Origin of the sequence: Larkinella humicola (assembly GCF_008727875.1) — a bacterium.
Taxonomy (GTDB): domain Bacteria; phylum Bacteroidota; class Bacteroidia; order Cytophagales; family Spirosomataceae; genus Larkinella; species Larkinella humicola.
The window spans coordinates 262,200-285,918 of the sequence record NZ_VTWS01000007.1 but is presented as its reverse complement, the minus strand read 5'-3'; the positions used below and the strand labels follow the sequence as shown (position 1 = coordinate 285,918).

The window sequence follows — 23,719 nt, the reverse complement described above, 5'->3', positions numbered from 1 at the left end:
GATTAAGCCGTTTTCCGAACCAGGTTCAGCCCGGTTTCGGCAATGCCTTCTTCGGACAAACCGTAATGATGGAAGATCTCGATCTGGGAACCCGTAACGGTATATTCATCCGGGATACCCATGATTTTAAACGAATTACGAAAACCGTTCTGCATCAGGAACGAAGCGCAGGCTTCGCCCAGGCCCCCGTAAACACTGTGTTCTTCCACCGTGACAATCGGAACACCGCTTGAAGCGAGCTGTGCCAGCAACTCGTAATCCAGCGGTTTGATGGTGTGCATACTGACCACCGTCGACCGAATACCGTACAGGGTTTCCAGCCGTCGGGCCGCCTGAATGGCCGGATAGACGGTTTCGCCCGTTCCGATAATGACCAGGTCATTCCCTTCCCGGACAACACTGCCTTTCCCGAATTCAAACCGGCGGTTCGGGTCTTCGGTCAACAAGGGCATCGGCTTTTTGCCGAACCGGATGTAAATCGGATGCTCGGTTTGGGCCGCTAATCGAATGGCGCGCTCGGTTTCAAAATTATCCGCCGGAACGACAATAATCAGGTTGTGGACCGCCCGCAAAGCCGCAAAATCGTGCAAACTGTGGTGGGTCGAGCCCAAGGCACCGTAGCTCACGCCGGCGCTGATGCCAATGAGTTTGACCGGGTTATCGGAATACGCGACGTCGGTTTTGATCTGTTCAAACGAACGGGCTGTCAGAAAACAGGCGGGAGAAACCGCAAACACTTTTTTCCCGGTCGAAGCCAAACCGGCCGCGACGCCCACCAGATTTTGCTCGGCAATCCCGATTTCGACCATTTGCGCCGGAAACTTTTGCCCAAAAGGCACCAGCTTTCCCGAGCCCCGCGAGTCGCTGGTTACGACCAGAATCGTTTTGTCGGTGCTGGCCAGTTCCTGAAGCGTTCCCGAAAAAACGTCGAGGTTGGCTTTATACGTAACAAGTTCGTTTTGCGTGATTTCTGCCATGATCTATCAATCGTTCGTTTCTCAGCGGAGAACGGCCTCGGCCTCCGCCAACTCTGCCAGCGCGTGGGTATATTGATCGGGATTCGGCACACCGTGGTGCCATTTCAACTGGTTTTCCATGTAACTGATGCCCCGGCCTTTGACCGTGTGCGCAATCACGAGGCTGGGTTTGCCGACCGTAAAAGGCAAAGCCGCAAAGGTTTCCTTCAACGCTCCAAAATCGTGTCCGTCGACGTGGCGGACTTCCCAGCCGAATGCTTCAAATTTCCGGTCGATCGGGTCCGTATTGCAGACGTCGGTTGTCGCTCCTGAGATTTGCAAACCGTTGTTGTCGATGATGGCGCAAAGGTTATCGAGCTTGTAGTGAGACGCTAACAACGCCCCTTCCCAGTTGGAACCTTCGGGTAATTCGCCGTCGCCGAGCATTGTGAAAACCCGGTAGGAGAGTCCGTCCAGTTTGGCGGCCAGAGCGGTTCCGACGCTGAGCGACAGGCCGTGTCCCAGCGAACCGGTATTCTGCTCGATGCCGTTGACTTTGCGGGTCGGGTGACCAATGTAATGCGAACCGTATTTGCACAGGGTCATCAAATCCGCTTCCGGAAAAAAACCTTTGTCTGCCAATACGACGTACAAGGCTTCCACCGTATGGCCCTTGCTCTGAATGTAGCGGTCGCGGAGGGGCGACTTGAAGTTGTCCGGACCAACGTTCAGAACGTGGTTATACAGCACATTCAGAATGTCCACGCACGACAGACTTCCTCCGGTATGCCCGGCTTTCGCTTCGACAATGTACTTGAGAATCTTCCGGCGATAGTCGACGGACTTGCGGGCTAGTTCCTGCTCAGTCATGGTTTCTTAATGTTCGTACACGTCCCAACCCATGTAGTTTTCAAACGCTTCTTTCAAAATACCGGCGGTTTTGGACGCATTCATCACCACATGGTGTTCAAAACCGTTGCGGCAGACGTACTGCATGAGCCCTTGCAAATTCGGGATTTGAGCCACTGCCCGGTTTCCAAACGTGTTGAGGACATCGTCGGTCAGACGGCCTTCGCCGATGTAGGCTTTGATGATGCCTTTGGAATCGTCGGTGCTGATGCGGCCGAAGGTGAGGGGGGAGGCCGGGGTGCGACCCGAAAGGGCTCCGTACGTATTTTCTTCGCCGACGCTGGTTCCCAGAATCGGGGCGGTGCTAATTTCAATGTCCGGTAAAAACGACTTGGCCCAGTTGCCACAATGAAACAGCACGCACTTGTTCTCGTCGTCGGCGTAATTGTTGTTCCAGTCGACCAGCGCGCTGGGCGAACCGGAGGCCAGTTGCATGGCGTACATGCTCAGCGTTCCCGTCACGTCGACCTCGCAGGCACTTGGCAGCATGTTTTCGCTCATCATGCTCATGCTCGTACAGACGTTGCAGCCATAGTTCTGCTGAATGGAGGTCCAGCACTGGATGGCGGTGGCGTCGAGGGAATTCTGTTCCACGAAGTCGTTCAGCACCACATCCAGTTTGGCAATCTGCACCAGCTTCTCATCCGGGGTGCGGCCCGTTGGCGTGTAGGCTTTGATGGCGTCCAGGCGGTTTTTGACGCTGATGTCGTCTTTGGTCAGCTTGTTGGCATTCCCCAGAATTTCGGACAAATCGACGGTCACCACTGAAATGCCGTTGCGCTGAAGAATTTTTTCGCTGTAGCGAACCGTATTGAATCCGCCCGGCCGGGCACCAACGGCACCGATCCGGACGTTCTGCAATCCCCGCACGACCCGGCAGACACCGATAAAATTCTGCAAATCCTGCGTAAAGCTTGGGTCGGTTGGATGCACGACATGTTTGGTCGTCAGGGTGTATTTGATCCCGAATTGGTAGAGGTTATTACAAACCGAAATTTTTCCGCACCACGAATCCCGTCGGCGGGCCACATCCAGTTTGTTCAGATCGTCGGGGTAGGCCTGAATCAGCACCGGAACGTTCAAGCCGGCCAGTTTCAGGGTTTCGGCGACGCCCCGTTCATCGCCAAAGTTGGGCAGAATCACCAGAATACCACTGATTTGGTCGCGGTGCTTTTTGAACAAATCCGCACATTTCCGGGCATCCTGAAACGTTTCGACTCCGCCCAGTTTGGTTTCTTCCGTTTCCAGTAAAATCGGATTGACGTTCTGGCTTTTCAAAATGTCGATGATTTCGACCTGCGACTCGGCCACCAGCCGATCCGGGAAAAAATCACGGTTTCCAATAATGACACCCAAACTAATGGGAGCGCTTTCTTTCTTGCTCATCGTGAGGTAAGGGGCAATGGTCGTAGAAGGATTGGCCGGTTTCGTGCTACCCGAAATCCGATAAATCGAAGCAATTTACAAAATAAACGAAAGTAAAAAATAGTAAACGTAAAAATAGATCGGCATTTTAAAACTTAATAGTAGGAAAATTATATCGTTTTACGGTTTTTGGCTCTATAAATTTTTGTATTCTTTCGTTTAAAATGTACCATCCAACTGCCTGAACGGGTATTGGCAAGAGATAAAAACCAAAAAAGCCCCCGACAGACTGCCGGGGGCTTTTGGATGCGTAAGGGGAGGGGATGTTTACATCATGCCGCCCATGCCACCTGGGTGACCGTGTCCGCCACCACCAGCCGGTGCTTCTTCCGGTTCGTCGGCAATCACACACTCGGTGGTCAACAACAAGCCAGCGATCGAAGCGGCATTTTCCAGGGCCAGACGGGTTACTTTCGTCGGGTCGATGATACCGGCTTCTACCATGTTTTCGTAACGATCTTCGCGGGCGTTGTAACCGTAGTCGCCTTCGCCGGCTTTCACCGCGTTCACAACCACCGAGCTTTCGCCACCAGCGTTGGCTACAATCGTCCGCAGCGGAGATTCCAGCGCAACGCGGATGATGTTTACACCGGTTTTTTCGTCTTCGTTGCGGGTTTCAACCGCATCCAATGACTTGATCGTCCGGATGAACGCAACACCACCACCGGCAACGATGCCTTCTTCAACAGCAGCGCGGGTTGCGTGCAGGGCATCATCAACGCGGTCTTTCTTTTCTTTCATTTCTACTTCGGTAGCAGCACCGATGTACAGAATCGCTACACCGCCCGACAGTTTCGCCAGACGTTCCTGTAGTTTTTCCTTGTCGTAATCGGAAGTCGTGTTTTCGATCTGTGATTTGATCTGGTTGACACGGCCCGTAATATCTTCTTTTTCACCTGCACCATTGATAACAGTTGTGTTATCCTTGTCGATGATGATTTTTTCGGCAGTGCCTAAAAATTCAATAGAAGTGTTTTCCAGTTTGAAACCACGCTCTTCGGCAATGACCTGGCCACCCGTCAGGATCGCAATGTCTTCCAGCATGGCTTTCCGGCGATCGCCAAAGCCCGGAGCTTTCACAGCGGCCACTTTGAGGGCACCACGGATTTTGTTGACAACCAGCGTAGCCAGTGCTTCACCATCGACATCTTCGGCGATGATCAGCAACGGACGACCGGTTTGAGCAACTTGCTCCAGAACCGGCAGCAATTCTTTCATCGAAGAAACTTTTTTCTCCGAGATCAGAATGAACGGACGGTCCAGTTCAACTTCCATTTTGTCGGTATTGGTCACGAAGTAAGCCGACAGATAACCGCGGTCAAACTGCATCCCTTCAACGGTTTTTACTTCCGTTTCCGTACCACGCGCTTCTTCAACGGTGATCACACCTTCTTTACCAACTTTTTCCATGGCATCGGCAATCATCTGGCCGATTTCCTCATCGCTGTTCGCCGAGATTGTTGCTACCTGAGCAATTTCTTTCGACGTTTCGATGGCGCGTGACTGTGAACGCAGGTTGTCGACAACGGCAATAACCGCTTTGTCGATACCGCGTTTCAGGTCCATCGGATTGGCACCGGCCGCTACGTTTTTCACCCCGATCGAGTAGATCGCCTGGGCCAGAACGGTAGCCGTCGTGGTTCCGTCACCGGCTGAATCAGCGGTTTTGGAAGCGACTTCTTTCACCAATTGAGCGCCCATGTTTTCGATGGCGTCTTTCAGTTCAATTTCTTTGGCAACGGTAACACCATCTTTAGTGATCGCCGGTGAGCCGAATTTCTTATCCAGAATAACGTTCCGGCCTTTTGGTCCCAACGTTACTTTAACAGCGTCGGCGAGGGTATCAACACCCTTCTTGATCCGATCGCGGGCGTCGATATCAAAAAATATTTTCTTAGACATGAGTGAAAAGGAATTAATGGTTTTAACGAGTAATGCAAACGGGTTTCCGGGCAGCCAGTGTCAGTTTAAACTGAACCGGGGCTGGCGGGATAACCTTAGATAATGGCAAAAATGTCCGACTCACGCATGATGAGGTATTCTTTTCCCTCAACGGTGATTTCGGTACCGGCATACTTACCGTACAAAACGGTATCGCCAACCTGAACGGTCAGAGGCTCATCTTTCTTGCCCGTGCCAACGGCGACAATCGTTCCACGTTGTGGCTTTTCTTTGGCGGTGTCGGGGATGATGATACCAAATGCGGTTTTTTCTTCAGCAGGAGCTGGTTCAACCAGCACCCGGTCAGCCAACGGTCTTACGTTTACTTTACTTTCCGTTAGTGCTTCCATAATGGGCTTGTGTTTTAGAAGTTAAATTGTTTTGTGCTTAACTAGGGCCCGACATACTGTCGAACTGACGGTCGATTTTGGTCACTTATTGTGCCAGACCACTTTTTTCTGGTAATACTGACAAAATTTCCGATTTATGATGTCAGTTTGGTAATCAATGGGTTAGGGCAAAGCCTTTTTGGTCGGAGAAAAAAAACGCCAAACACTATTTGGCAGAATGCGAATTTTCGTTAACTTACTTAGCAACAAGACTGTCTGTTCTTCATTCGTTTTCACTATGAAAAAACTTCAGAAAGACTGGTTGACGCAAGGACTGATTGATTTAGAGTACAAAAAATTTGTCGTTCTGGCCTATCTGCAAAACGTTCAGCAACACTTCTCTGACAAAAAGTTATACCCAGACCTGACGGAATTGCGGGATCATTACGAGACCGGCCTCCGTTTTCGGAACCGCAAAGGTACGCTTTCTGCCTCATTCCCCAAGGACGCCACCGGAATTGACCCCGAAAGTCTTACGGTACGGTACCAATCCCGGCAGGATGATGATGAATATATGTCCGAAATCGACTCCATCATCAATTTTGCCCTGCCGCGATTCGGGCAAACCCTGACGAAAGGGCAGCAAATGGCCGACGAACTGGCCGCAAACCTGACGCTGACTCCCATCGGTATGCTGCCGCTGCGCCGGGATGAAGGCTATATTTTTCTCCATTGGTCGTCGCATTCCCAGACCCATATCTATTATTTCAACCTGACCTGGACGGGCCTGCCCCTGCCGGGATTGGCCCTGTCGACGACGCAAACCGGCCGCCAGCCAATCCGGACGCGCTACATCGACTCCGTGCGGAAAGGCGTCGGGCGGACCTACGAAACCCTGAAACTGGAACTGATCCGCCGTCGGCCGTTCCTGCCCAACCCGGCCACGTTCATGGTGGAATCAAAACGCCGTCTGCCGCTGGAGGAAACGTTGCTGCCCATGGCTGAGCGGTTGGTGGAACGGGAGGTGTCAGAGTAAAAAGAGTTATTTCGCGGAGTTGAGCGGAGAAAAAAAAGGAGTTACGCAGAGTTTTTTATTTACTCTGCTTACATCCCTTTTCCTCCGCTCAACTCCGCGAAACAATTAATTACCCTTCCTCGCCAAATCCCCCAGAGTGCGGGAGCTGCACGCGGTTTTCATGTGTTTATTTTGACGGTAAACACTTTATCGACAACACCATGAAAGCACGGTTTATCCTATTTCTGCTGGTTCTCAATGCAAGGCTGGCTTCCGCCCAGCACCTCACCGCCATCCCCGACGGCGGCAACAAAAAGGCCTTCGTTTCGGAGCAAATCGGCCTGACAAAAATTGCCATTCACTACAGCCGCCCCGGTGTGAAGGGGCGGGAGGGAGCGATTTGGGGAACACCGGTGGCCCATTACGGACTGGTGGACCTCGGTTTCGGCACCAGCAAAGCTGCCCCCTGGCGGGCAGGTGCCAACGAAAATACCGTCATTTCGTTTTCGAATGATGTTAAAGTCGAGGGCAAAGATCTCCCCGCCGGAACGTACGGGCTGCACATGCTGTTGGGCGAGGCCGAAACAACGGTTATTTTCTCCAAAAACGCGACGTCCTGGGGCAGCTTTTTCTACGAACCGTCGGAAGATGCGTTGCGCGTGACGGTCAAAAACCAGCCTCTCGACAAGAGCGTGGAGTGGCTCAAATACGAGTTTATCAACCAAACGGACAACGCGGCAACGGTGGCACTTTCGTGGGAAAAACGCCAGATCCCGTTTACGATTGAGGCCGATGTGGTGAAGATTCAGTTGGCTTCTTTTAAAAACGAATTGCGCAATTCGCAGGGTTTTACGTGGCAGTCCTACGTTCAGGCGGCTACGTATTGCCTTCAAAACAAAACCGATCTCGATCAGGCACTGGTTTGGGCCGATCAAGCCGTTGGTTTGCCGTTCATTGGTCAGAAAAACTTCCAGACGCTCAGTATGAAGGCGATGGTTTTGTCGGCACTCAATAAGCAGGCCGATGCCGATGCGGTGATGAAGGAAGCCGTTCCGATGGGCAACCTGAACGAACTCCATCAGTATGCCCGCACCTTACTCCAGCAGAAACGGATGAAAGACGCGTATGCGGTTTTTAAGGTGAACTACGACAAGAACCCGAACCAGTTTACGACCAACGTCGGAATGGGCAGGGGGTTGTCGGCCCTCGGCGATTTCAAAAAAGCGTTGCCCTACCTGAAAGCGGCTCTGCCCCAGGCACCGAACGAGCTGAATAAGAATGGCGTCACGGCGATGATCAAGAAACTGGAAGAGGGGAAAGACGCGAATCAGTGAGTTTTAGAGAGGAGTTATTTCGCGGAGTTGAACGGAGTTAAAGGAAGTTAAGCAGAGTTTTTAATTTTCTTCGCTTAACTCCCTTTAACTCCGCTCAACTCCGCGAAATAACTCATTTTAACGGCAACCGGAAATAATCCTGGCCCATCTGAATCGTGAAACCGGATTTCTGGTACAAATTCAGGGCCGGTTCGTTGCCGGAGTCTACTTCGATTAGAATGGTTTCGGCCATGGACTCCTGTAGAATGTCCAAAATACGGAACAAGATGGTTTTGCCGATTCCGCGCCCCTGAAACGCCGGGCAAACGCCCAGTCCGATAATCCAGGCATCGTTCTGCACAAAATTGATTGCCACCATGCCGACCGTTTTTCCATCCAGCGTGGCAATATACTGCGTGAGGTGGGGCGTCGCCATGGTGGTTTCCAGGAGCTTACGGGCTTCGTTAAGGGTGCCCCCAAAGATCGTCTGACTCAATTTCGACAACGGTTCCAGGTCTGCCATACCGGCCTTGACGAGATGGATCGCCGGTGTGGAAACCGGCAGTGCCTCCGACGGCAGCGGTTCCCAGCGCAGTTGATACTCGGTATTGGAATACGTGGCTCCCAACTGACTGACAAAGGCCTGACCTGGCTCAGAGGCCCGTTCCGTTATCAACAGCATGTGCTCGTAGCCGTAGTTTCGGGCTTCTTCCGCTGCCACTTCAAGCAGGGTCGAAAAGCAGCCTTTCCGCCGGGCTTTGGGGAGCGTATAACCGCAAAATTCAACCACGCTGGTCGTTGGAGCGAAGGCCGACAAGACACCAATCAAAACGTCACTTTTGTAAAGCAGAAACCAGTGGCACATCGACTGGAAATAATTCATGGATTTGTCCCAGTGAATATGGCCCATCAGCCCATCATCGGCTTTGCATTTTAGTTCGAGAGCCTGAGCGGCCAGATATTGTTCCTGATTTAACTCGGTTAGTGAGAGAATTTTCATTTTACAAACTTACGCTAAAAACAGAAAGGCCGGATGCTGCTCGTGCAACGGTGACCGCTTTTTAGCCATCTTTTGGGTACACGCATTAACACTGGCTCAACGGACCCCTTTCTACTGTCCATTCCGGGACAAAAAGTGTCCACAAATGGACGCAGTGCCTTCAACCTAAACGTAAATACCGTCATTTTGATCGATTAAGCAGCCTTGATCCGGTTTGGCAACAGATTTGTTCTGCAAACATTGAAATAATACATTGCTCTTTCTATTTCCTGTAAACAACAAATGCACAAATCATGAAAACCCTCCTCCAAAAAACAGTCCGCAGATGCCAGCATTGGCTAGTCGTGAGTCTCTTCCTGTACGGTTTGACAGCGACCGCCCAGTCCGATTATTATGCGAGAACCGACTCGACCAAAGGGTACTGGAAAATCCAGACCGACTACACGACCCAGCAGACCAAAATCCGTTTTTTTAACCGCTGGCACGAACCGATTTACGAGGAGTCACTATCGAACCGGTATGTAAAACTGACGAACCGGAACATCCGCTTGTTCGACACGATGCTGGAGCGGCTGTCGACCAACCAGTTGCTGTCGGCCGAAGTCAAAAGCCACGAGTTAGTGGCCACCAGTGCCAATGGGCCTTCCCACGTTGTTTCGGCACCGCTGTCTGATCCCGTTTCTACGTCTTACGTGCTGGCTTCTCCTAAAGAAACTCTGGATGTCAACCCGTTGCGTTCCGACGTCGCCATCAGCAGTTCCGGACGACTAAGAATACACATTGTGAATCTCCAGGAAGAGCCTGTGTTGGTTACGTTGCTGGACGATCAGGGGCGGTATGTGTTCAAGGAAAAAAACGCGGTGCCTACCTACAACCGGACGTTGAACCTGACCCGTTTGCCGGAAGGAAAATTCCGGTTAGAGGTAGATGGGAGACCGAAGCGGTACGCATACCGTTTACTCATTCAGGCCAATCCGCAGTCGTATCAGCTTCGGGCTATTCCCTGAGGGCTCGTCAAAAAGCTTGGTAAGGCCCCACGGCCTTTCTGTCCCATTTTCCTGCTCATTCGTCACTTGCATTGAAACGTTTGCGGGCAATTTCGCTGCTTTGTGACAGGAAATCTCCTGCACGCAAAACCGGACAGGCTTTGTACGGTTTCGGACAGTACAATTTTTGAAAAATGCCCTCCATTGGCTTAGAAAGGTGTTTTTGATTCTGGTAAGAGATTTGTTTTGCAAAGATTGAATAAATACCGACCAATTTAACAACCTGTAAACAACACGCACAATTCCCATGAAAACCGTTCAAGAAAAAAACGCCTACCGGTTTAAAACCCTCCTGGTTCTGCTTCTCCTGTTCAGCACCCTTGTTGGAAGCGCCCAACCGGATTATCGCACCGGTCCTGAGGTGACGAAAGGATACTGGAAGATTCAGACCGATTACAACACCCGCAGCACCGTCATCCGGTTTTTCAATGCCCGGCACGAGCCCGTCTATCAGGAAACACTGCGGGGCCAGTATGTCAAATTGACCAGACGGAATATGCGGTTGTTCGACGAAATGCTGGATCGGGTGGTCAACAGTCAATTGTTGGCCTCGCAGGTCCGATCGTCGGAGTTACTGGCTTCCAATGAACCCGGATTATCGAAAACCTCCGGGGTGTATGCCTACGAAGACCATTCACCGTCGGTTGTGCCGGAATTCAATGCGAAATTTCTGGTCAATCCGCTGGTGAATTCGTACGGCAAACTCCGCATCAACTTTGCAAATCCCGACCGGAAGCAGGTCATCATTGAACTGACCGACGAGTCGACCAACCTGATTCATTACCGCGAACTGAACCGTCAGGCGGGCTACAACCGGTATTTTGATGTAACCCACTTGCTGAGTGGGAAATACCGGCTTCAGGTCAAAGGAGCCGGTGAGACCATGAATTACTGGCTGACGATCGACAAACCGTATCATCGCTACGAGCTAAAAGCGGAGAAGTAGAGCGGTTTTCGGTTTTCGGTATACGGTTTACGGTTGCTGGCGCACACTGGCTGACGCGGTCTTCCACCGAAAACTGCAAACCGTATACCTAAAACCTGTTCGGGTTCGGACAACCGGACTGTACGAATTCGGACAGGTTCCTTTCCGAAAACTCCTTAAATGGCCTGATTAGGCCATTTTTTGTTTCTGGCAGCAGATTTGTTCTACAGAAGTTAATTATATCTCTTTTCCATGAGACGATCGTATTTAGGCGAGTTTGAAGAGGTGGTTTTGCTGACGGTAGCGGTTTTAGGAACCGGTGCCTATGGCGTGGCCATCACCGACGAACTGGACCGGCAAACGGGCCGGGCCGTCAGCATCAGCGCCGTTCACGCGGCTTTGCACCGGCTGGAGGAAAAAGGCATGTTGAAATCACACCTCGGTGAGGCCACTGCCGAACGGGGCGGGCGACGCAAGCGCCTGTTTTCAGTCACGGTGTTGGGGAGCCGGACGCTGCACGACATTCGCGCCGTCCGCGACCAGCTCTGGGATTCGATTTCTCCGCAGGGACTGCCAGCAGTGAGTTTGTGAATGAATACTGTAGAATGAAAAACTAATGAAAAGGAATATCGAACGCCGAATACTGAATAACGAATATCGAAGTAATCGGGTCACCTTTCAATATTCGTTATTCACTATTCAGTGTTCGATATTCCCGCAATCATGAAAACCCAAAAACCGCCCCAATGGGCCAGCCGACTTCTGGCCTGGTTTTGCGCTCCGCACCTGCTCGAAGAAATCCAGGGGGATTTGCAGGAGCGGTTTGTTCACCGGGCCAGGCTGTTCGGAGCGCAGGATGCCCGCAGACAGTATTGCTGGGAGGTGCTGAAGTTTGTGAAACCCCAATTTTTGAAAAGGAAACCGGATTATTCTCCAAAACCGCAAACGATTGCTATGCTACGCAACTATTTTACGATTGCCTACCGGACCATTCTTCAGCAGAAAAGTTATGCGTTCATCAACGTGATGGGGTTGGCCCTGGGGTTGTCGGCCTGCATTGTCATTTTTCTGGTCGTTCGGAATGAACTGACCTACGATGCGTTTAACCGGAAAGCCGACCGGACTTACCGCGTAACGGTTCATGGTTTAGACTACAATCCGAGCGTTTCATTTGCCATTGCGCCGGCTTTCCGCACCGATTTCCCGGAAGCAGAGCAGGTTTCGCAATATTATTACCAGCGGGAAGGCCAGACTCAGGTTGGCAACCAGCGGTATCTGGAAGAAAGTTATGCCTACGCCGATGGGCGTTTTCCGCAGGTGTTCGATTTTGACTGGCTGGCCGGAAACCCCAAAACCGCGTTGCAGGAACCAAATACGGTCGTTTTAACGGAAAGTATAGCCCGAAAATATTTTGGTGACCACGATGCTCTCGGTCAAACCTTTCGGCTGGATAACGAGTACGATCTGCGTGTAACCGGCGTCATGAAAGATCTGCCGTCGAACACGCACCTGGTTTTCAATTTTCTGGTGTCGTGGGAAACCGTCCGGAAAAAGCTCGATACGCCCCAGTTCTGGTCAATATCGGGAGGGTATCTCTACGTGGTGCTGCCGGAAAAACTACTGCCCAAGCGTGTGGAAGCGCGGATTCCGGGCTTTATCCGGAAGAACTGGGGCAATGACATTGCCAAAGATGCCGCGCTGCTGCTGCAACCGTTGCGGGAAATACATTTCGACCAGCGCTACCTGACCCAGATCACCATGCCGCGCTCCAAAGAAACCATCTACGGTCTGGCGGGTGTCGCCCTGGTGATTATTCTGACGGCCTGCATCAATTTTGTCAATCTGGCGACGGCCCAGGCTGTTCGGCGTTCCAAAGAAGTCGGGGTCCGGAAAGCCCTGGGTGCATACCGGCGGCAACTGGTGGGTCAGGTGCTGGCCGAAACAACCTTGCTGGTGGGTTTGGCAACAGTGCTGGGGCTGGCCACGGTTTGGGCGTTTTTGCCCCTCACCAAACACTTGCTGAACATCCGGATCGACGCGGACCAACTGACCGAGCCGCTGGTGCTGGTGGTTATTGCCGGTATTGTTCTGTCTACCATTTTGCTGGCCGGTTTGTATCCGGCTTTTGTCCAATCCGGTTTTCAGCCCATCAAAGCTCTGAAAGCCCGCTCTACGGAAGCATCTTTTGGCGGAATGACCGTCCGCAAAGGCCTGGTAATCCTGCAATTTGCCATCACCCAGGTGATGATTATCGGGACCCTGGTGGTGGCCAGCCAGATGGATTTTTTCCAGAATCAGGACATGGGTTTTGAAAAAGAGGCCATTGTGTCCTTCGGTACGGGTGAGAAAGCCGATGTTCTCCGGCAGAAATTGCAGAACAATCCCGGCGTTGAGCAAATCAGTTTTGCGTCGGCGGGTCCGGCCTACAACGTTAATTTCGCTCCTTTTTCGGCGCCGGAACTCGGGATGCCCGAAAACGATGTGGTCGAGTTCAAAATGGTGGATGAAAACTACATTCCGATGTATCATCTGGCGTTGCTGGCGGGCGAACCCATCATCAAAACGGCGGAGGGGGATACGGCCCGTAATGTGATTGTCAACCAGACGCTGATTCGCCGACTGGGTTTTCAGAACGAAAACGAGGCCATTGGGAAGCGGTTTCGGCTCGCAGGCGAACCGGCTCTTATTCGGGGGGTAGTCCGGGATTTTCAGAGCGAATCCAAGCATAAAAAAATCCGCGCCTGTGTTCTCACCTACAATTCACGGGCGTTCTGGCAGGTGAGCGTCAAGCTGCGTCCGCAGAACCTGCGTGAAACGCTGGCGGCAATCGAGAGAGACTGGAGCGAATTGAATCCGGAATCAGTATTCCGGTATGAGTTTGTGGATGAGCACATTGCGAAATTATACAAGCAGGAAGAAACCCTGTACAACGCTTTCCGGCTGTTTGCGGGAATTGCCATCGTCATCGGCGGACTGGGGCTGTTCGGGCTGGTTTCGCTGATGGCCGTTCAGCGGACCAAGGAAGTTGGTGTCCGGAAAGTACTGGGCGCGTCGGTGGGCAGCATTGTCGTGTTGTTCTCACGGGAATTTGTGTGGCTGATGCTGATGGCCTTCGTCATGGCCGCTCCGCTGGCCTGGTATGGCATGAATGCCTGGCTGCAGGAATACGCCTACCACATTCAGATTGGGCCGTCGATTTTCCTGGTTGCGATGCTGGTCACGTTTGTCGTTGCCGCTCTCACGGTGAGTTACCAGTCGATCAAAGCCGCCTTGGTGAATCCGGTGAAGAGTTTACGAAGTGAATAAAGAAGAATAATAAATGTAAAATGATAAATACTGAATTTAAAAGTAAACGGACATCCGACCGTGTCACTTTATCATTCAACATTTTTCATTTACTATTTAAAATTAACCGGCATGAAATACCCCCAACCGCCCCGCTGGGCTACCCGACTGCTGGAAATGACCTGCGCTCCCCCTTTGCTGGAGGAGATGGAAGGTGATTTGTACGAGCGGTTTTTGCGGAATGCCCGGCTGTTCGGAGAACCGTACGCCCGGCGGCAGTATGTCCGGGAGGTGCTGGGGTTCGTGCGACGGCGACCGGGCCGAACGTCGGTGGTAATCCGGAAACAATTCTCAACAGAATCTTCACAAGTGTATCTATTTCAACCGGCTATGATCCGTAACTATTTCAAAACCGCCTGGCGTAATTTGCTGAAAAACCGGTTTTACTCCCTCATCAACATGACCGGTCTGACGGTCGGGCTGGCCGTTGGGATGCTGATCCTGCTGTGGGTGCAGGACGAACTGAGCTTCGACCGGTTTCATACCAAAGCCGACCAGATTTTCCGGCTCGAAAACCGTGTTGGCACTGGCAGCAGTCAGCAAATCTGGCAGGCCACGGTTGCGCCCATTGCTGAAATGGGAAAAAGGGAACTGCCCGAAATCAAAGATGCCGTTCGCATCACCCAAAGCAATCTCTACAGCCTCTACAAATACAAGGGGAAAACCTTCACCGACGAACACTCGGCCTTCGTCGATCCTTCCCTGTTTTCAATTTTTGATTTTGGGCTTATCAAGGGAAATCCGGCGAATCCGTTCCCGAACGACCAGTCGGTTGTGCTGACGGAAGCTACCGCCCAGCGGTATTTTGGCGATGCCGAACCCATCGGAAAAGTGATTACAGCTGATGGGAAAAACCGCTTCACAGTCACCGGCGTGATCCGGAATTTTCCAAAAAACACCACTTTTAACGGAGAACTTGATCTGCTGCTACCGATTTCGCTCTGGTTTAAAACCATCTATGCGGAACGGAAGGATGGCCGAAACCAGGATAACGACTTTCATGAGTTCAATTACATCACGTTTTTTCTGCTCGAACCGGGCATTTCGACGGCGGATTTGGCGACCAAACTGCGGAACATTCACCTGCGGAACAAAGCGGATGATACCGATCTGACGTATCTGCTACAAGCCCTGCCCGACATGCATTTGTACAAGTCGGACGGCAGCGATGGCGGTATCGAAACCGTTCGCATGTTTACCATCATTGCGCTGCTGATTCTGGTCATTGCCTGCATCAACTACGTTAATCTCTCCACCGCCCGTTCCATGCTGCGGTCCAAAGAAGTGAGTATGCGGAAAATCGTGGGCGCGGCAAAAGGGCAGTTGTTTTTGCAGTTTATCATTGAAACCGCCCTGCTTTTCACGCTTTCGGCGCTGCTGGCAATTGGGTTGATGAGGGTGTTGATGCCCTTCTACAACGCGCTTTCGGGAAAACAGCTCGTCATCGACTTAACAGACGGTCGGATGTGGCTGGTGATCGGGTTGACCATTACGGCCACCCTGCTGGTGTCGAGTATTTACCCGGCCCTGTTGCTCTCATCGTTCGAACCCCTGAAAGCCTTAAAAGGGAAAGTCTCGGCGCGGTTGACCGATGCGGTTTTTCGGAAAATACTGGTCGTCGTTCAGTTTGCGTTCACTGTCATTCTGATTTCCGGGACTTTGATCATCGGCAATCAGTTGGAATACATCCGCTCGAAGGAGTTAGGCTATGATAAAAGTCACGTTTTTTCCCTGCACATGCGCAGTATGTCTTCTCATTATGAGGTCGTTAAAGCCAGCTTGCTGAGCCAGCCGGGTGTGACGGACGTTACCCGTTCCAACGCCCATATTGTATCGCTGAACCAGCAAACCGGGAGCAGCGAATGGGAAGGGAAGGAAGTTGGGGAGACCATGATGGTGAGTCCGATGGCCATTGACAAGGATTTTATACCCTTCTTCAACATAAAACTGGAACAGGGCAAAAATTTTACAGGTGCGGTTTCCGATTCCACGCATTTTATTTTGAACGAAACCGCCGTCAAAGTCGCCCGTCTGAAAGAACCCATCGGCAAGCGGTTTAAACTCTGGAATCGGGAAGGAACGATTATTGGCGTGGTGAAAGATTTTCATTTTGCGTCCCTCAAACAGAAAATCGAACCGGCGATTTTTTATTACAGCCCAAAAAATGAAGATCGAATTTACGTCAAAACGACGGGTAAAGAAGCCGCCGGAGCCCTGGCCGCGACCGAGCGTTTGTGGAAGCAATACAATGCCGAGTTTCCCTTCAACTACGCTTTTCTGGACCAAACCTTCGATGACCTCTACAAAACCGAGCAGCGCACCGGCACACTCTTCAACGTGTTTGCCACCATTGCCATCGTGATTTCCTGCCTGGGCTTATTCGGTCTGGTTGCCTACACGGCGCAGGTCCGCACCCGTGAGATTGGGGTTCGCAAGGTGCTGGGAGCCACCGTGCCGGGTATCATCGGATTACTGGCCAAAGATTTCGTGAAGCTGGTGTTGATCGCCATCGTTGTGGCGGTTCCGGTAGCCTGGTATGCGATGGACCAATGGCTCGAAGGGTTTGCGTACCGGATCGATATGAACGGGTGGGTGTTTGCCACAGCGGGTTTGCTGGCACTGGCCATCGCCCTGCTGACGGTTAGTTTCCAAAGTATCAAAGCCGCGTTGATGAATCCGGTGAAGTCACTGCGTTCGGAATGAAGAATTAGGAGTTAAGAATTAAGAGTTAAAAATAACTTAACCTGTTCGCTATGGCTTCCAGCTCCGATTCATTAAACTCTTCACTCTTAATTCTTAACTCATCACTCTCATGAAGCCTCCCCGTTGGGCCGAACGGTTTTTGAATATCTTCTGCGCTCCTCATCTTTTTGAGGAGATTCAGGGGGATTTATACGAGCGGTTTTTGCGCAATACGAAGCTATTTGGACTCCCCTACGCCCGGCGGCAATATGTCCGGGAAGTGCTGAGTTTTCTAAAGCCCTTTTTCTTCAAACGACAAGCTAATGAACATCCATCCATCTCTTTCCTGAATCCTGGTATGATTCGCAATTATCTGAAAATCGCCTGGCGGAACATCGCCCACAACAAATCCTTTTCGGCCATCAACATTCTGGGCCTGGCGCTCGGCATGGCATGTAGTCTGCTCATTTTGCTCTGGATTCAGGACGAATTTAGCGTCGATGCCTATCACGCCAATGGCCCGCAGCTTTACAACGTCATGGAACGCCAGTTCTACGACGGTAAGGTGGAAGCAAGCCCGGGAACGCCCGCTTTGCTGGCCGACGAACTGAAAAAAGAATTCCCGGAAATTGCCTACGCGTCCGGCCTTTCCTGGGAGCAGGAACTGACGTTTTCGGTGGGTGAAAAGCTGAACAAGGAAAAAGGGCGCGCTGCCGGTGCCGACTGGTTTAAAATGTACAGTCTTCCCTTGTTAGCCGGAACCGCCGAAACCGCCTTGAACGGGCCGACGAACATTGTCATTTCGCGGCAGCTCGCGGAGAATTATTTTGGTAGCCCACAGGCGGCTATGGGAAAGAGCATTCGGCTCGGTAACAAAGATGATTATCAGGTTAGTGCGGTTTATGAAATGCCAAAAAATAGCTCGGAAACCTACGACTTTGTACTGAGCTGGGCCGATTTTATGCGGCACAATGAATGGATAAAAGACTGGGGTACCAACGCGCTTCAGACCCGCATCCAACTCCGGACCGACCGCAACGGTGTACCGGCTGATCCCGGCCGGCTGGAAGCCAAGATGAAGGCGTTTCTGAAAAAATACAATCCGAAAATGGCTACGAAGGGGTTGGATATCCAGCTTTTTCTGCAACCGTACCCGGAAGCGTATCTCTATTCCAATTTCAAAAACGGCTATCAGGATGGCGGACGCATCGAATACGTCCGGTTGTTTGGCATCGTGGCGGTTTTTATTCTGCTGATTGCCTGCATCAATTTCATGAATCTGGCCACGGCCCGGTCGGTGAAGCGGTCGCGGGAGGTGGGCGTTCGGAAGGTCGTTGGTGCCGGTCGGGGCTGGCTGATCGGGCAGTTCATTGGCGAAGCCCTGGTGCTGACGGCGTTGGCCCTGGTGGTGGCCGTGGGCGTGGTCTGGATGCTGCTGCCGGTCTTCAACACACTGACCGAAAAGCACATTACGTTCCAGTTTGCAAACGCGTCGTTTTGGGTAACGTTGCTGGTCATGACACTGGTCACGGCTCTGATTGCGGGCAGTTATCCCGCCCTCTTTTTATCATCACTGAATCCGGTTCGGATCTTGAAAGGAAGCATCCGGTTTGGTTCCGGGGCGCGGCTTTTCCGGCAGAGCCTGGTGGTTTTTCAGTTCGCCCTGTCGATGCTGCTGATCATCGGAACCATCATTGTCTACCGGCAAATCGATTTTATCCAGACCAAAAACCTGGGCTACGACCGGGAGGGGATGATTTATCTCCAGGCTGAAGGGGATTTGGCCGCCAAATACGAAACGTTCAAGCAGGAACTGCTCCGGATGCCCGGCATCCAGACCGTAACGTTCATGAACGGAACGCCAACCACCAGTTTTGGCACAACGGGCAACGTCCAATGGCCGGGGAAAGACCCCGCCACCAGCGTTCAGTTTCAGTTTTCACAAGTCGACTATGATTTCACGAAGACCCTGAAAGTCAAGGTAGCGGGGCGCGATTTTTCACGCGATTTTGCCACCGACTCGGTCAGCTATCTGATCAACAAAACCGCAGCCCGTCGGATTGGCTACCGGGACCCGATCGGAAAACCGCTGACTTTGTGGGGCAAACCGGGTTTGATCATTGGGGTGGTGGACGACTTCCACCAGAATTCCCTGCATGTGGCCATCGAACCGTTCATTGCCAAATTAAGTCCGGCGGCCGATGGAAAAAACATCATCATTCGCACCCAGCCGGGCCAAACGAAGCAGGCCCTGGCGAGTCTGGAAACGATGTGGCAGCAACTGAATCCGAAGTTTCCGTTCACCTACCAGTTTGCGGATGAGGCCTTTCAGCGATTGTACCGCAGCGAAACCGTGGTCGGCACGCTGGCCAACTACTTCGCTTTTCTCGCCATTTTTATCTCCTGTTTAGGCTTGTTTGGTTTGGCGGCTTTCATGGCCGAACAGCGTACGAAAGAAATTGGCGTCCGGAAAGTGCTTGGTGCTTCGGTGACCAGCATTGTCAGTCTCCTTTCGCAGGATTTTCTCAAACTCGTGGGCGTTGCCATCGTCCTTTCCTCGCCGGTGGCCTGGTATGCCATGAACCGGTGGTTGCAGGATTATGCCTACAAAGTCGAGATCGAATGGTGGGTTTTTGCGTTGGCGGGCTTGCTGGCGGTCGGCGTTGCGCTGCTCACCATCAGTTTCCAGAGCATCAAAGCCGCGTTGATGAATCCGGTGAAGAGTCTGCGAAGTGAATAAAAAAGAAAAATAAATGTAAAATGATAAATACTGAATGTAAAAGTAAATGGACATCCGACCGTGTCACTTTATCATTCAACATTTTTCATTTACTATTTAAAATTAACCGGCATGAAATACCCCCAACCGCCCCGCTGGGCCGACCGACTGCTGGAAGTCTTCTGCGCTCCCCACTTGCTGGAGGAGGTGCAGGGCGATTTGTACGAACGCTACGGGCGGGATCTGGCGGAAGTGGGCGTCCGAAAAGCCAACCGCCGGTATGCAGCTAATGTGTTGAAATTTATTAAGCCTTTTGCGCTGAAACGTCAGAACTCTGCGTATCCGTCACCTTCTTTTCTGCATCCTGTCATGATTCGCAATTACCTCAAAACCTCCTTTCGCAATCTGACCAAAAACCGGGTCAGTGCGCTGATCAACCTCTTCGGGCTGAGCCTGGGTGTCACCGCCTGTCTGGTGATTTACCTGATTACCAACTACGAACTCAGCTACGATACCTTCCACGCCGACCGCGGACGGATTTATCGCCTGATTGGTACCGAGAAATTTGGCCCCAACGCCGAAACCCATCCGGCGGGTTTTGTTCCCAACCCGGTTCCGCTGGCGATTCGGAAGGAAGTGACGGGGCTGGAAACCGTAGCGGCTTTTCACAACATTACGTCGGCGGTGCTGATTCCCGGCGGCACGGAAAAACCGAAGCGGTTTGAGCAGGGGAAACACGGCGTCGATAATCAGGAAATTGTGGTCGTTGAGCCGCAATACTTTACCATTTTCAACTACCAGTGGCTGGCGGGCAATCCGAAAACCGCCCTGACCGAACCGTTTCAACTCGTGTTATCGGAGCAAAAAGCCCGCAAATACTTTGGCGATTTGCCGCTTGAACAGATGCTGGGCAAAGAGGTGATTTACTGGGATTCGGTTCGGGTCAGCGTTGCCGGGATTGTAAAGGAATGGGATAAACCGACCGATTTTACGTTTACGGATTTCATTTCTTTCGCCACCATTCGCAGCAGCCGGATGAGCAAAAGCATCAATCTTGACGACTGGAATGACATCTGGTCGTCGTCGCAGGCTTTTGTAAAGCTGCCGGAAGGAACAAAACCGGAGCAACTCACGGCGTCTTTTCAACAGTTTTCCAAAAGGCATTTCCAGAAGGAATTTAAGTTTATACCCGGTTTGCAACCGCTGGCCGACCTGCATTTTAATGCGGATTACGTTGATAATTATTCCCGAAAAGCGCACCTGCCGACGCTCTACGGCATGATGGGCGTTGCGGTTTTTATCCTGCTGATTGCCGCCATCAATTTCGTCAATCTGTCGACGGCCCAATCGGTGCAGCGTGCCAAAGAAATTGGGGTCCGGAAGGTGTTGGGAAGCAGTCGGAAAAGCCTGATTTTTCAGTTTTTGAGCGAAACCACCTTGCTGACACTCGCTGCGGTCAGTATGGCACTGGTGTTGGTTGGCCCCATTCTCTCCGCTTTTCAATCCCTCACCCCCAAAGGGCTGACGTTTGAGTTATTCAGTCTGGAAACCCTGCTGTTTTTGTTGTTCGTCACCGTAACGACCTCGCTGCTGGCCGGTTTCTACCCTTCGCTGGTGCTGTCGTCGTTCCGTCCGGCCCTGACGCTCAAAGGCCAGACGGCCTTGAAGAGCGGTCAGAAAGGATATTTCCGCAAAGGACTGATCGTTTTTCAGTTTACGGTTTCGCTGGTGTTCATCATCGCCACGCTGATCGTTGACCGGCAACTCAGTTACATCCGCAACAAGGAACTGGGCTTTTCGACCGACGCCATCATTTCCATCGATGCGGGCCGGGCGGGCAAAGCCGATGTGCTGGCGCAGCGAATCCGGCCCTTGTCGGGGGTGGAGCGGGTGTCGATGCAGTGGTTTCCGCCGATGGGCATGAGTTACATGATGACCAAAATGAAATACACTGGCAAGCAGGAAATCGAGATGGACGTTTCGGCCAAAGTGGGGGACGAGAATTTTATTCCTTTATACGGTATTCGCCTGTTGGCCGGGCGAAACTACCTGAAAAGCGATTCGCTCCGGGAACTGGTTATCAATGCCACGTTTGCCAAACGGCTGGGTTTCGAAAAACCGGCGGAAGCCCTGAACCAGTTTCTGGATTTCAATGGCAAGAAAATCCCGATCGTTGGGGTCGTGGCCGATTTTCATGAGCAGTCGTTTCACGACAAAATTGATGCGACGTTCATCGGGTATCTGCCACAGCAGTCCCGGAATCTGGGCGTCAGACTGACCAGCAACGGCAGAACCATGAACGATGTGAAAGCTACGCTGGCCAGCATCGAAGAACAGTGGAACGCCATTCATCCCGATAAAAAATTCGAATACGAATTCCTGGACGACCGGATTGCGCGGCTGTACGAAAAGGAACAGAAAACCAGTCGGCTGGTCAACACCGCCACGGCCATCGCCATTCTGATTTCCTGCATGGGGTTGTTTGGGCTGGCCACCTTTACGGCCGAGCAGCGTACCAAAGAAATCAGCATCCGGAAAGTGCTGGGGGCTTCGGTGGCCGGGATTGTCGCCCTTTTGTCGAGAGACTTCCTCAAACTGGTGTTCATTGCCCTGCTTCTGGCCGCGCCCGTGGCGTGGTGGGCCATGAACGAGTGGCTGAAAGATTTCGCCTACAAAGTGGACATCGAATGGTGGGTCTTCGCCCTGGCCGGACTCCTGGCGGTTTTCATCGCCCTGTTGACGATCAGTTTCCAAAGCATCCGGGCCGCCTTAATGAACCCGGTGAAGTCGTTGCGGAGCGAGTAATTACACGGAAATACCGTACTTTTGCGGTTTCGTCATTTTATCCGTGTAATGATCGCTTTGGCGACCCGAATTAACCAATGATTATTCCATTAGCCCACCGTGCCGGACAAACGCAGGAATATTACTTCTCGGTCAAGTTGGCCGAAGTTCGTAAACTACTGGCTGCCGGGCACGATGTGATCAACATCGGCATCGGTAATCCCGATATGATGCCGTCCGATACTACAATTCAGGCCCTGACTCAATCGGCACAGCAACCGAATGCGCACGGGTATCAGTCTTACAAGGGGACACCCGGTTTTCGGAACGCCATTGCCGGTTATTACGCCCATACGTACCAGGTTTCGCTCGATCCCGAAACGGAAATTCTGCCGCTTCTGGGTTCAAAAGAAGGCATTACGCATATTTCGCTGACTTTCCTGAATGAAGGGGACGAAGTGCTGGTGCCGGAACTGGGCTATCCGGCCTACAACGCCGTGAGCAAAATGGTGGGTGCCCACGTGCGGAACTACCCGCTTTTGGAAAATCAGGGCTGGCAACCGGATTGGGAAGCGATGGAAGAACTGGTGTCTGACAATGCCAAGATCCTCTGGCTCAATTACCCGCACATGCCGACGGGCGCTCCGGCGACGCAAAAACTCTTCGAGCAGGCCGTCCGGTTTGCCTATGATTATAGCCTGTTGCTTTGCCACGACAATCCGTATAGCCTGGTTCTAAATAAAAAACCGCCCATCAGCTTGCTTTCCATCGACGGGGCCAAGGAGGTGGTAATTGAAATGAACTCGATGAGCAAGTCGCACAACATGGCGGGCTGGCGGGTTGGCTGGATGGCTTCCTCAAAACCGTACATCGATGCGGTTCTATCGATCAAAAGCAACGTCGATTCGGGAATGTTCAAACCGGTTATGGACGCGGCCGCCGAAGCCCTGACCAATTCGGACGCCTGGCACGCGGAACGAAACGCGGTGTATGAAGGCCGTCTGGAAGCCGCTACGGCTTTTCTGGATGCCTTAAACTGCACCTATACCAACGACCAGGAGGGCATGTTTCTGTGGGCCAAATTGCCGGATTCCATTGCATCGGCCGCAACGCTCGTGGATGACCTGCTCTACAACAAGCACGTTTTCATTGCCCCCGGTTTTATCTTCGGCCCCAAAGGAAACCGGTACATCCGGGTGTCGCTGTGTATGCCCAAAGAGCGAATCTGGGAAGCTGTTCAAAGAATCTCTAAATAAACCTCCGCTCACCTCTGATTTTCTCTGCTTAACTCTGCGAAATAGTTTTAAAAATTGTTTCGCAGAGTTAAGCA

Annotated in this window: 16 protein-coding genes; 10 read left to right on the top strand and 6 right to left on the bottom strand. The window is 52.0% G+C overall.

Annotated features, from left to right (window positions below):
• Window positions 1-2: 2 nt before the first annotated feature.
• From F0P93_RS25235 to F0P93_RS25215, 5 genes are all read right to left on the bottom strand, one after another.
• The gene (locus tag F0P93_RS25235; protein WP_150880497.1) at window positions 3-977 is read right to left on the bottom strand and encodes a transketolase family protein; all 975 of its coding nucleotides are present in this window, start codon (window positions 975-977) and stop codon (window positions 3-5) included.
• A 21-nt stretch (window positions 978-998) separates the two neighbouring features.
• A complete protein-coding gene (locus F0P93_RS25230; protein ID WP_150880496.1) occupies window positions 999-1,826 on the bottom strand; it encodes a transketolase in 828 nt (275 codons plus the stop codon).
• Between the two features lie 6 nt (window positions 1,827-1,832).
• A complete protein-coding gene (locus tag F0P93_RS25225; RefSeq protein WP_150880495.1) occupies window positions 1,833-3,251 on the bottom strand; it encodes an L-fucose/L-arabinose isomerase family protein in 1,419 nt (472 codons plus the stop codon).
• 306 nt (window positions 3,252-3,557) lie between these two features.
• A complete protein-coding gene (groL, locus tag F0P93_RS25220) occupies window positions 3,558-5,192 on the bottom strand; it encodes a chaperonin GroEL (protein ID WP_114407920.1) in 1,635 nt (544 codons plus the stop codon).
• Between the two features lie 95 nt (window positions 5,193-5,287).
• Window positions 5,288-5,581 (bottom strand): co-chaperone GroES, encoded by a 294-nt coding sequence (locus F0P93_RS25215; RefSeq protein WP_114407921.1) that lies wholly within the window; start codon window positions 5,579-5,581, stop codon window positions 5,288-5,290.
• Window positions 5,582-5,858: 277 nt separating this feature from the next.
• On the opposite strand from F0P93_RS25215, the gene F0P93_RS25210 reads away from it, so the two are divergent.
• Together F0P93_RS25210 and F0P93_RS25205 are read left to right on the top strand one after the other, a co-directional pair.
• Window positions 5,859-6,596: a hypothetical protein gene (locus F0P93_RS25210; protein ID WP_150880494.1), complete on the top strand. Its 738-nt coding sequence runs from the start codon at window positions 5,859-5,861 to the stop codon at window positions 6,594-6,596.
• 200 nt (window positions 6,597-6,796) lie between these two features.
• Window positions 6,797-7,909 carry a DUF2911 domain-containing protein gene (locus F0P93_RS25205; protein WP_150880493.1) on the top strand — a complete coding sequence of 371 codons (1,113 nt, stop codon included), beginning with the start codon at window positions 6,797-6,799 and terminating at the stop codon, window positions 7,907-7,909.
• A 112-nt stretch (window positions 7,910-8,021) separates the two neighbouring features.
• On the opposite strand, the gene F0P93_RS25200 is transcribed toward F0P93_RS25205, so the two are convergent.
• Entirely contained in the window at window positions 8,022-8,888 is an 867-nt protein-coding gene (locus F0P93_RS25200; protein ID WP_150880492.1) for a GNAT family N-acetyltransferase, read from the bottom strand.
• A 293-nt stretch (window positions 8,889-9,181) separates the two neighbouring features.
• Here F0P93_RS25200 and F0P93_RS25195 point away from each other — a divergent pair, with 293 nt between their 5' ends.
• The 8 genes from F0P93_RS25195 to F0P93_RS25160 all read left to right on the top strand — a co-directional run bounded on the left by F0P93_RS25195 (window position 9,182) and on the right by F0P93_RS25160 (window position 23,645).
• A complete protein-coding gene (locus F0P93_RS25195) occupies window positions 9,182-9,895 on the top strand; it encodes a hypothetical protein (protein ID WP_150880491.1) in 714 nt (237 codons plus the stop codon).
• A gap of 286 nt (window positions 9,896-10,181) precedes the next feature.
• Window positions 10,182-10,880, top strand: coding sequence for a hypothetical protein (locus F0P93_RS25190; RefSeq protein WP_150880490.1), 699 nt, complete (start codon window positions 10,182-10,184; stop codon window positions 10,878-10,880).
• Window positions 10,881-11,111: 231 nt separating this feature from the next.
• Window positions 11,112-11,450 (top strand): PadR family transcriptional regulator, encoded by a 339-nt coding sequence (locus tag F0P93_RS25185; protein ID WP_114407927.1) that lies wholly within the window; start codon window positions 11,112-11,114, stop codon window positions 11,448-11,450.
• A gap of 132 nt (window positions 11,451-11,582) precedes the next feature.
• Window positions 11,583-14,165, top strand: a complete 2,583-nt coding sequence (locus F0P93_RS25180; protein ID WP_225309636.1) for an ABC transporter permease — start codon at window positions 11,583-11,585, stop codon at window positions 14,163-14,165.
• 111 nt (window positions 14,166-14,276) lie between these two features.
• The gene (locus tag F0P93_RS25175) at window positions 14,277-16,907 is read left to right on the top strand and encodes an ABC transporter permease (protein ID WP_225309635.1); all 2,631 of its coding nucleotides are present in this window, start codon (window positions 14,277-14,279) and stop codon (window positions 16,905-16,907) included.
• A gap of 109 nt (window positions 16,908-17,016) precedes the next feature.
• Complete coding sequence (locus F0P93_RS25170) at window positions 17,017-19,626, top strand: ABC transporter permease (protein WP_225309634.1); 2,610 nt, start codon at window positions 17,017-17,019, stop codon at window positions 19,624-19,626.
• A 111-nt stretch (window positions 19,627-19,737) separates the two neighbouring features.
• Window positions 19,738-22,410, top strand: coding sequence for a permease prefix domain 2-containing transporter (locus tag F0P93_RS25165; RefSeq protein ID WP_150880489.1), 2,673 nt, complete (start codon window positions 19,738-19,740; stop codon window positions 22,408-22,410).
• A 77-nt stretch (window positions 22,411-22,487) separates the two neighbouring features.
• A complete protein-coding gene (locus F0P93_RS25160; protein ID WP_150880488.1) occupies window positions 22,488-23,645 on the top strand; it encodes a pyridoxal phosphate-dependent aminotransferase in 1,158 nt (385 codons plus the stop codon).
• Window positions 23,646-23,719: the final 74 nt, after the last annotated feature.

Excerpts from the sequence above, each read along its gene's own strand:
- F0P93_RS25225 (WP_150880495.1), bottom strand. The coding sequence starts at position 3,251 with ATGAGCAAGAAAGAAAGCGCTCCCATTAGTTTGGGTGTCATTATTGGA.
- F0P93_RS25160 (WP_150880488.1), top strand. The coding sequence starts at position 22,488 with ATGATTATTCCATTAGCCCACCGTGCCGGACAAACGCAGGAATATTAC.
- F0P93_RS25205 (WP_150880493.1), top strand. The coding sequence starts at position 6,797 with ATGAAAGCACGGTTTATCCTATTTCTGCTGGTTCTCAATGCAAGGCTG.
- F0P93_RS25185 (WP_114407927.1), top strand. The coding sequence starts at position 11,112 with ATGAGACGATCGTATTTAGGCGAGTTTGAAGAGGTGGTTTTGCTGACG.
- F0P93_RS25180 (WP_225309636.1), top strand. The coding sequence starts at position 11,583 with ATGAAAACCCAAAAACCGCCCCAATGGGCCAGCCGACTTCTGGCCTGG.
- F0P93_RS25190 (WP_150880490.1), top strand. The coding sequence starts at position 10,182 with ATGAAAACCGTTCAAGAAAAAAACGCCTACCGGTTTAAAACCCTCCTG.
- F0P93_RS25210 (WP_150880494.1), top strand. The coding sequence starts at position 5,859 with ATGAAAAAACTTCAGAAAGACTGGTTGACGCAAGGACTGATTGATTTA.
- F0P93_RS25165 (WP_150880489.1), top strand. The coding sequence starts at position 19,738 with ATGAAATACCCCCAACCGCCCCGCTGGGCCGACCGACTGCTGGAAGTC.
- F0P93_RS25200 (WP_150880492.1), bottom strand. The coding sequence starts at position 8,888 with ATGAAAATTCTCTCACTAACCGAGTTAAATCAGGAACAATATCTGGCC.
- F0P93_RS25215 (WP_114407921.1), bottom strand. The coding sequence starts at position 5,581 with ATGGAAGCACTAACGGAAAGTAAAGTAAACGTAAGACCGTTGGCTGAC.
- F0P93_RS25230 (WP_150880496.1), bottom strand. The coding sequence starts at position 1,826 with ATGACTGAGCAGGAACTAGCCCGCAAGTCCGTCGACTATCGCCGGAAG.
- F0P93_RS25195 (WP_150880491.1), top strand. The coding sequence starts at position 9,182 with ATGAAAACCCTCCTCCAAAAAACAGTCCGCAGATGCCAGCATTGGCTA.
- F0P93_RS25235 (WP_150880497.1), bottom strand. The coding sequence starts at position 977 with ATGGCAGAAATCACGCAAAACGAACTTGTTACGTATAAAGCCAACCTC.
- F0P93_RS25175 (WP_225309635.1), top strand. The coding sequence starts at position 14,277 with ATGAAATACCCCCAACCGCCCCGCTGGGCTACCCGACTGCTGGAAATG.
- groL (WP_114407920.1), bottom strand. The coding sequence starts at position 5,192 with ATGTCTAAGAAAATATTTTTTGATATCGACGCCCGCGATCGGATCAAG.
- F0P93_RS25170 (WP_225309634.1), top strand. The coding sequence starts at position 17,017 with ATGAAGCCTCCCCGTTGGGCCGAACGGTTTTTGAATATCTTCTGCGCT.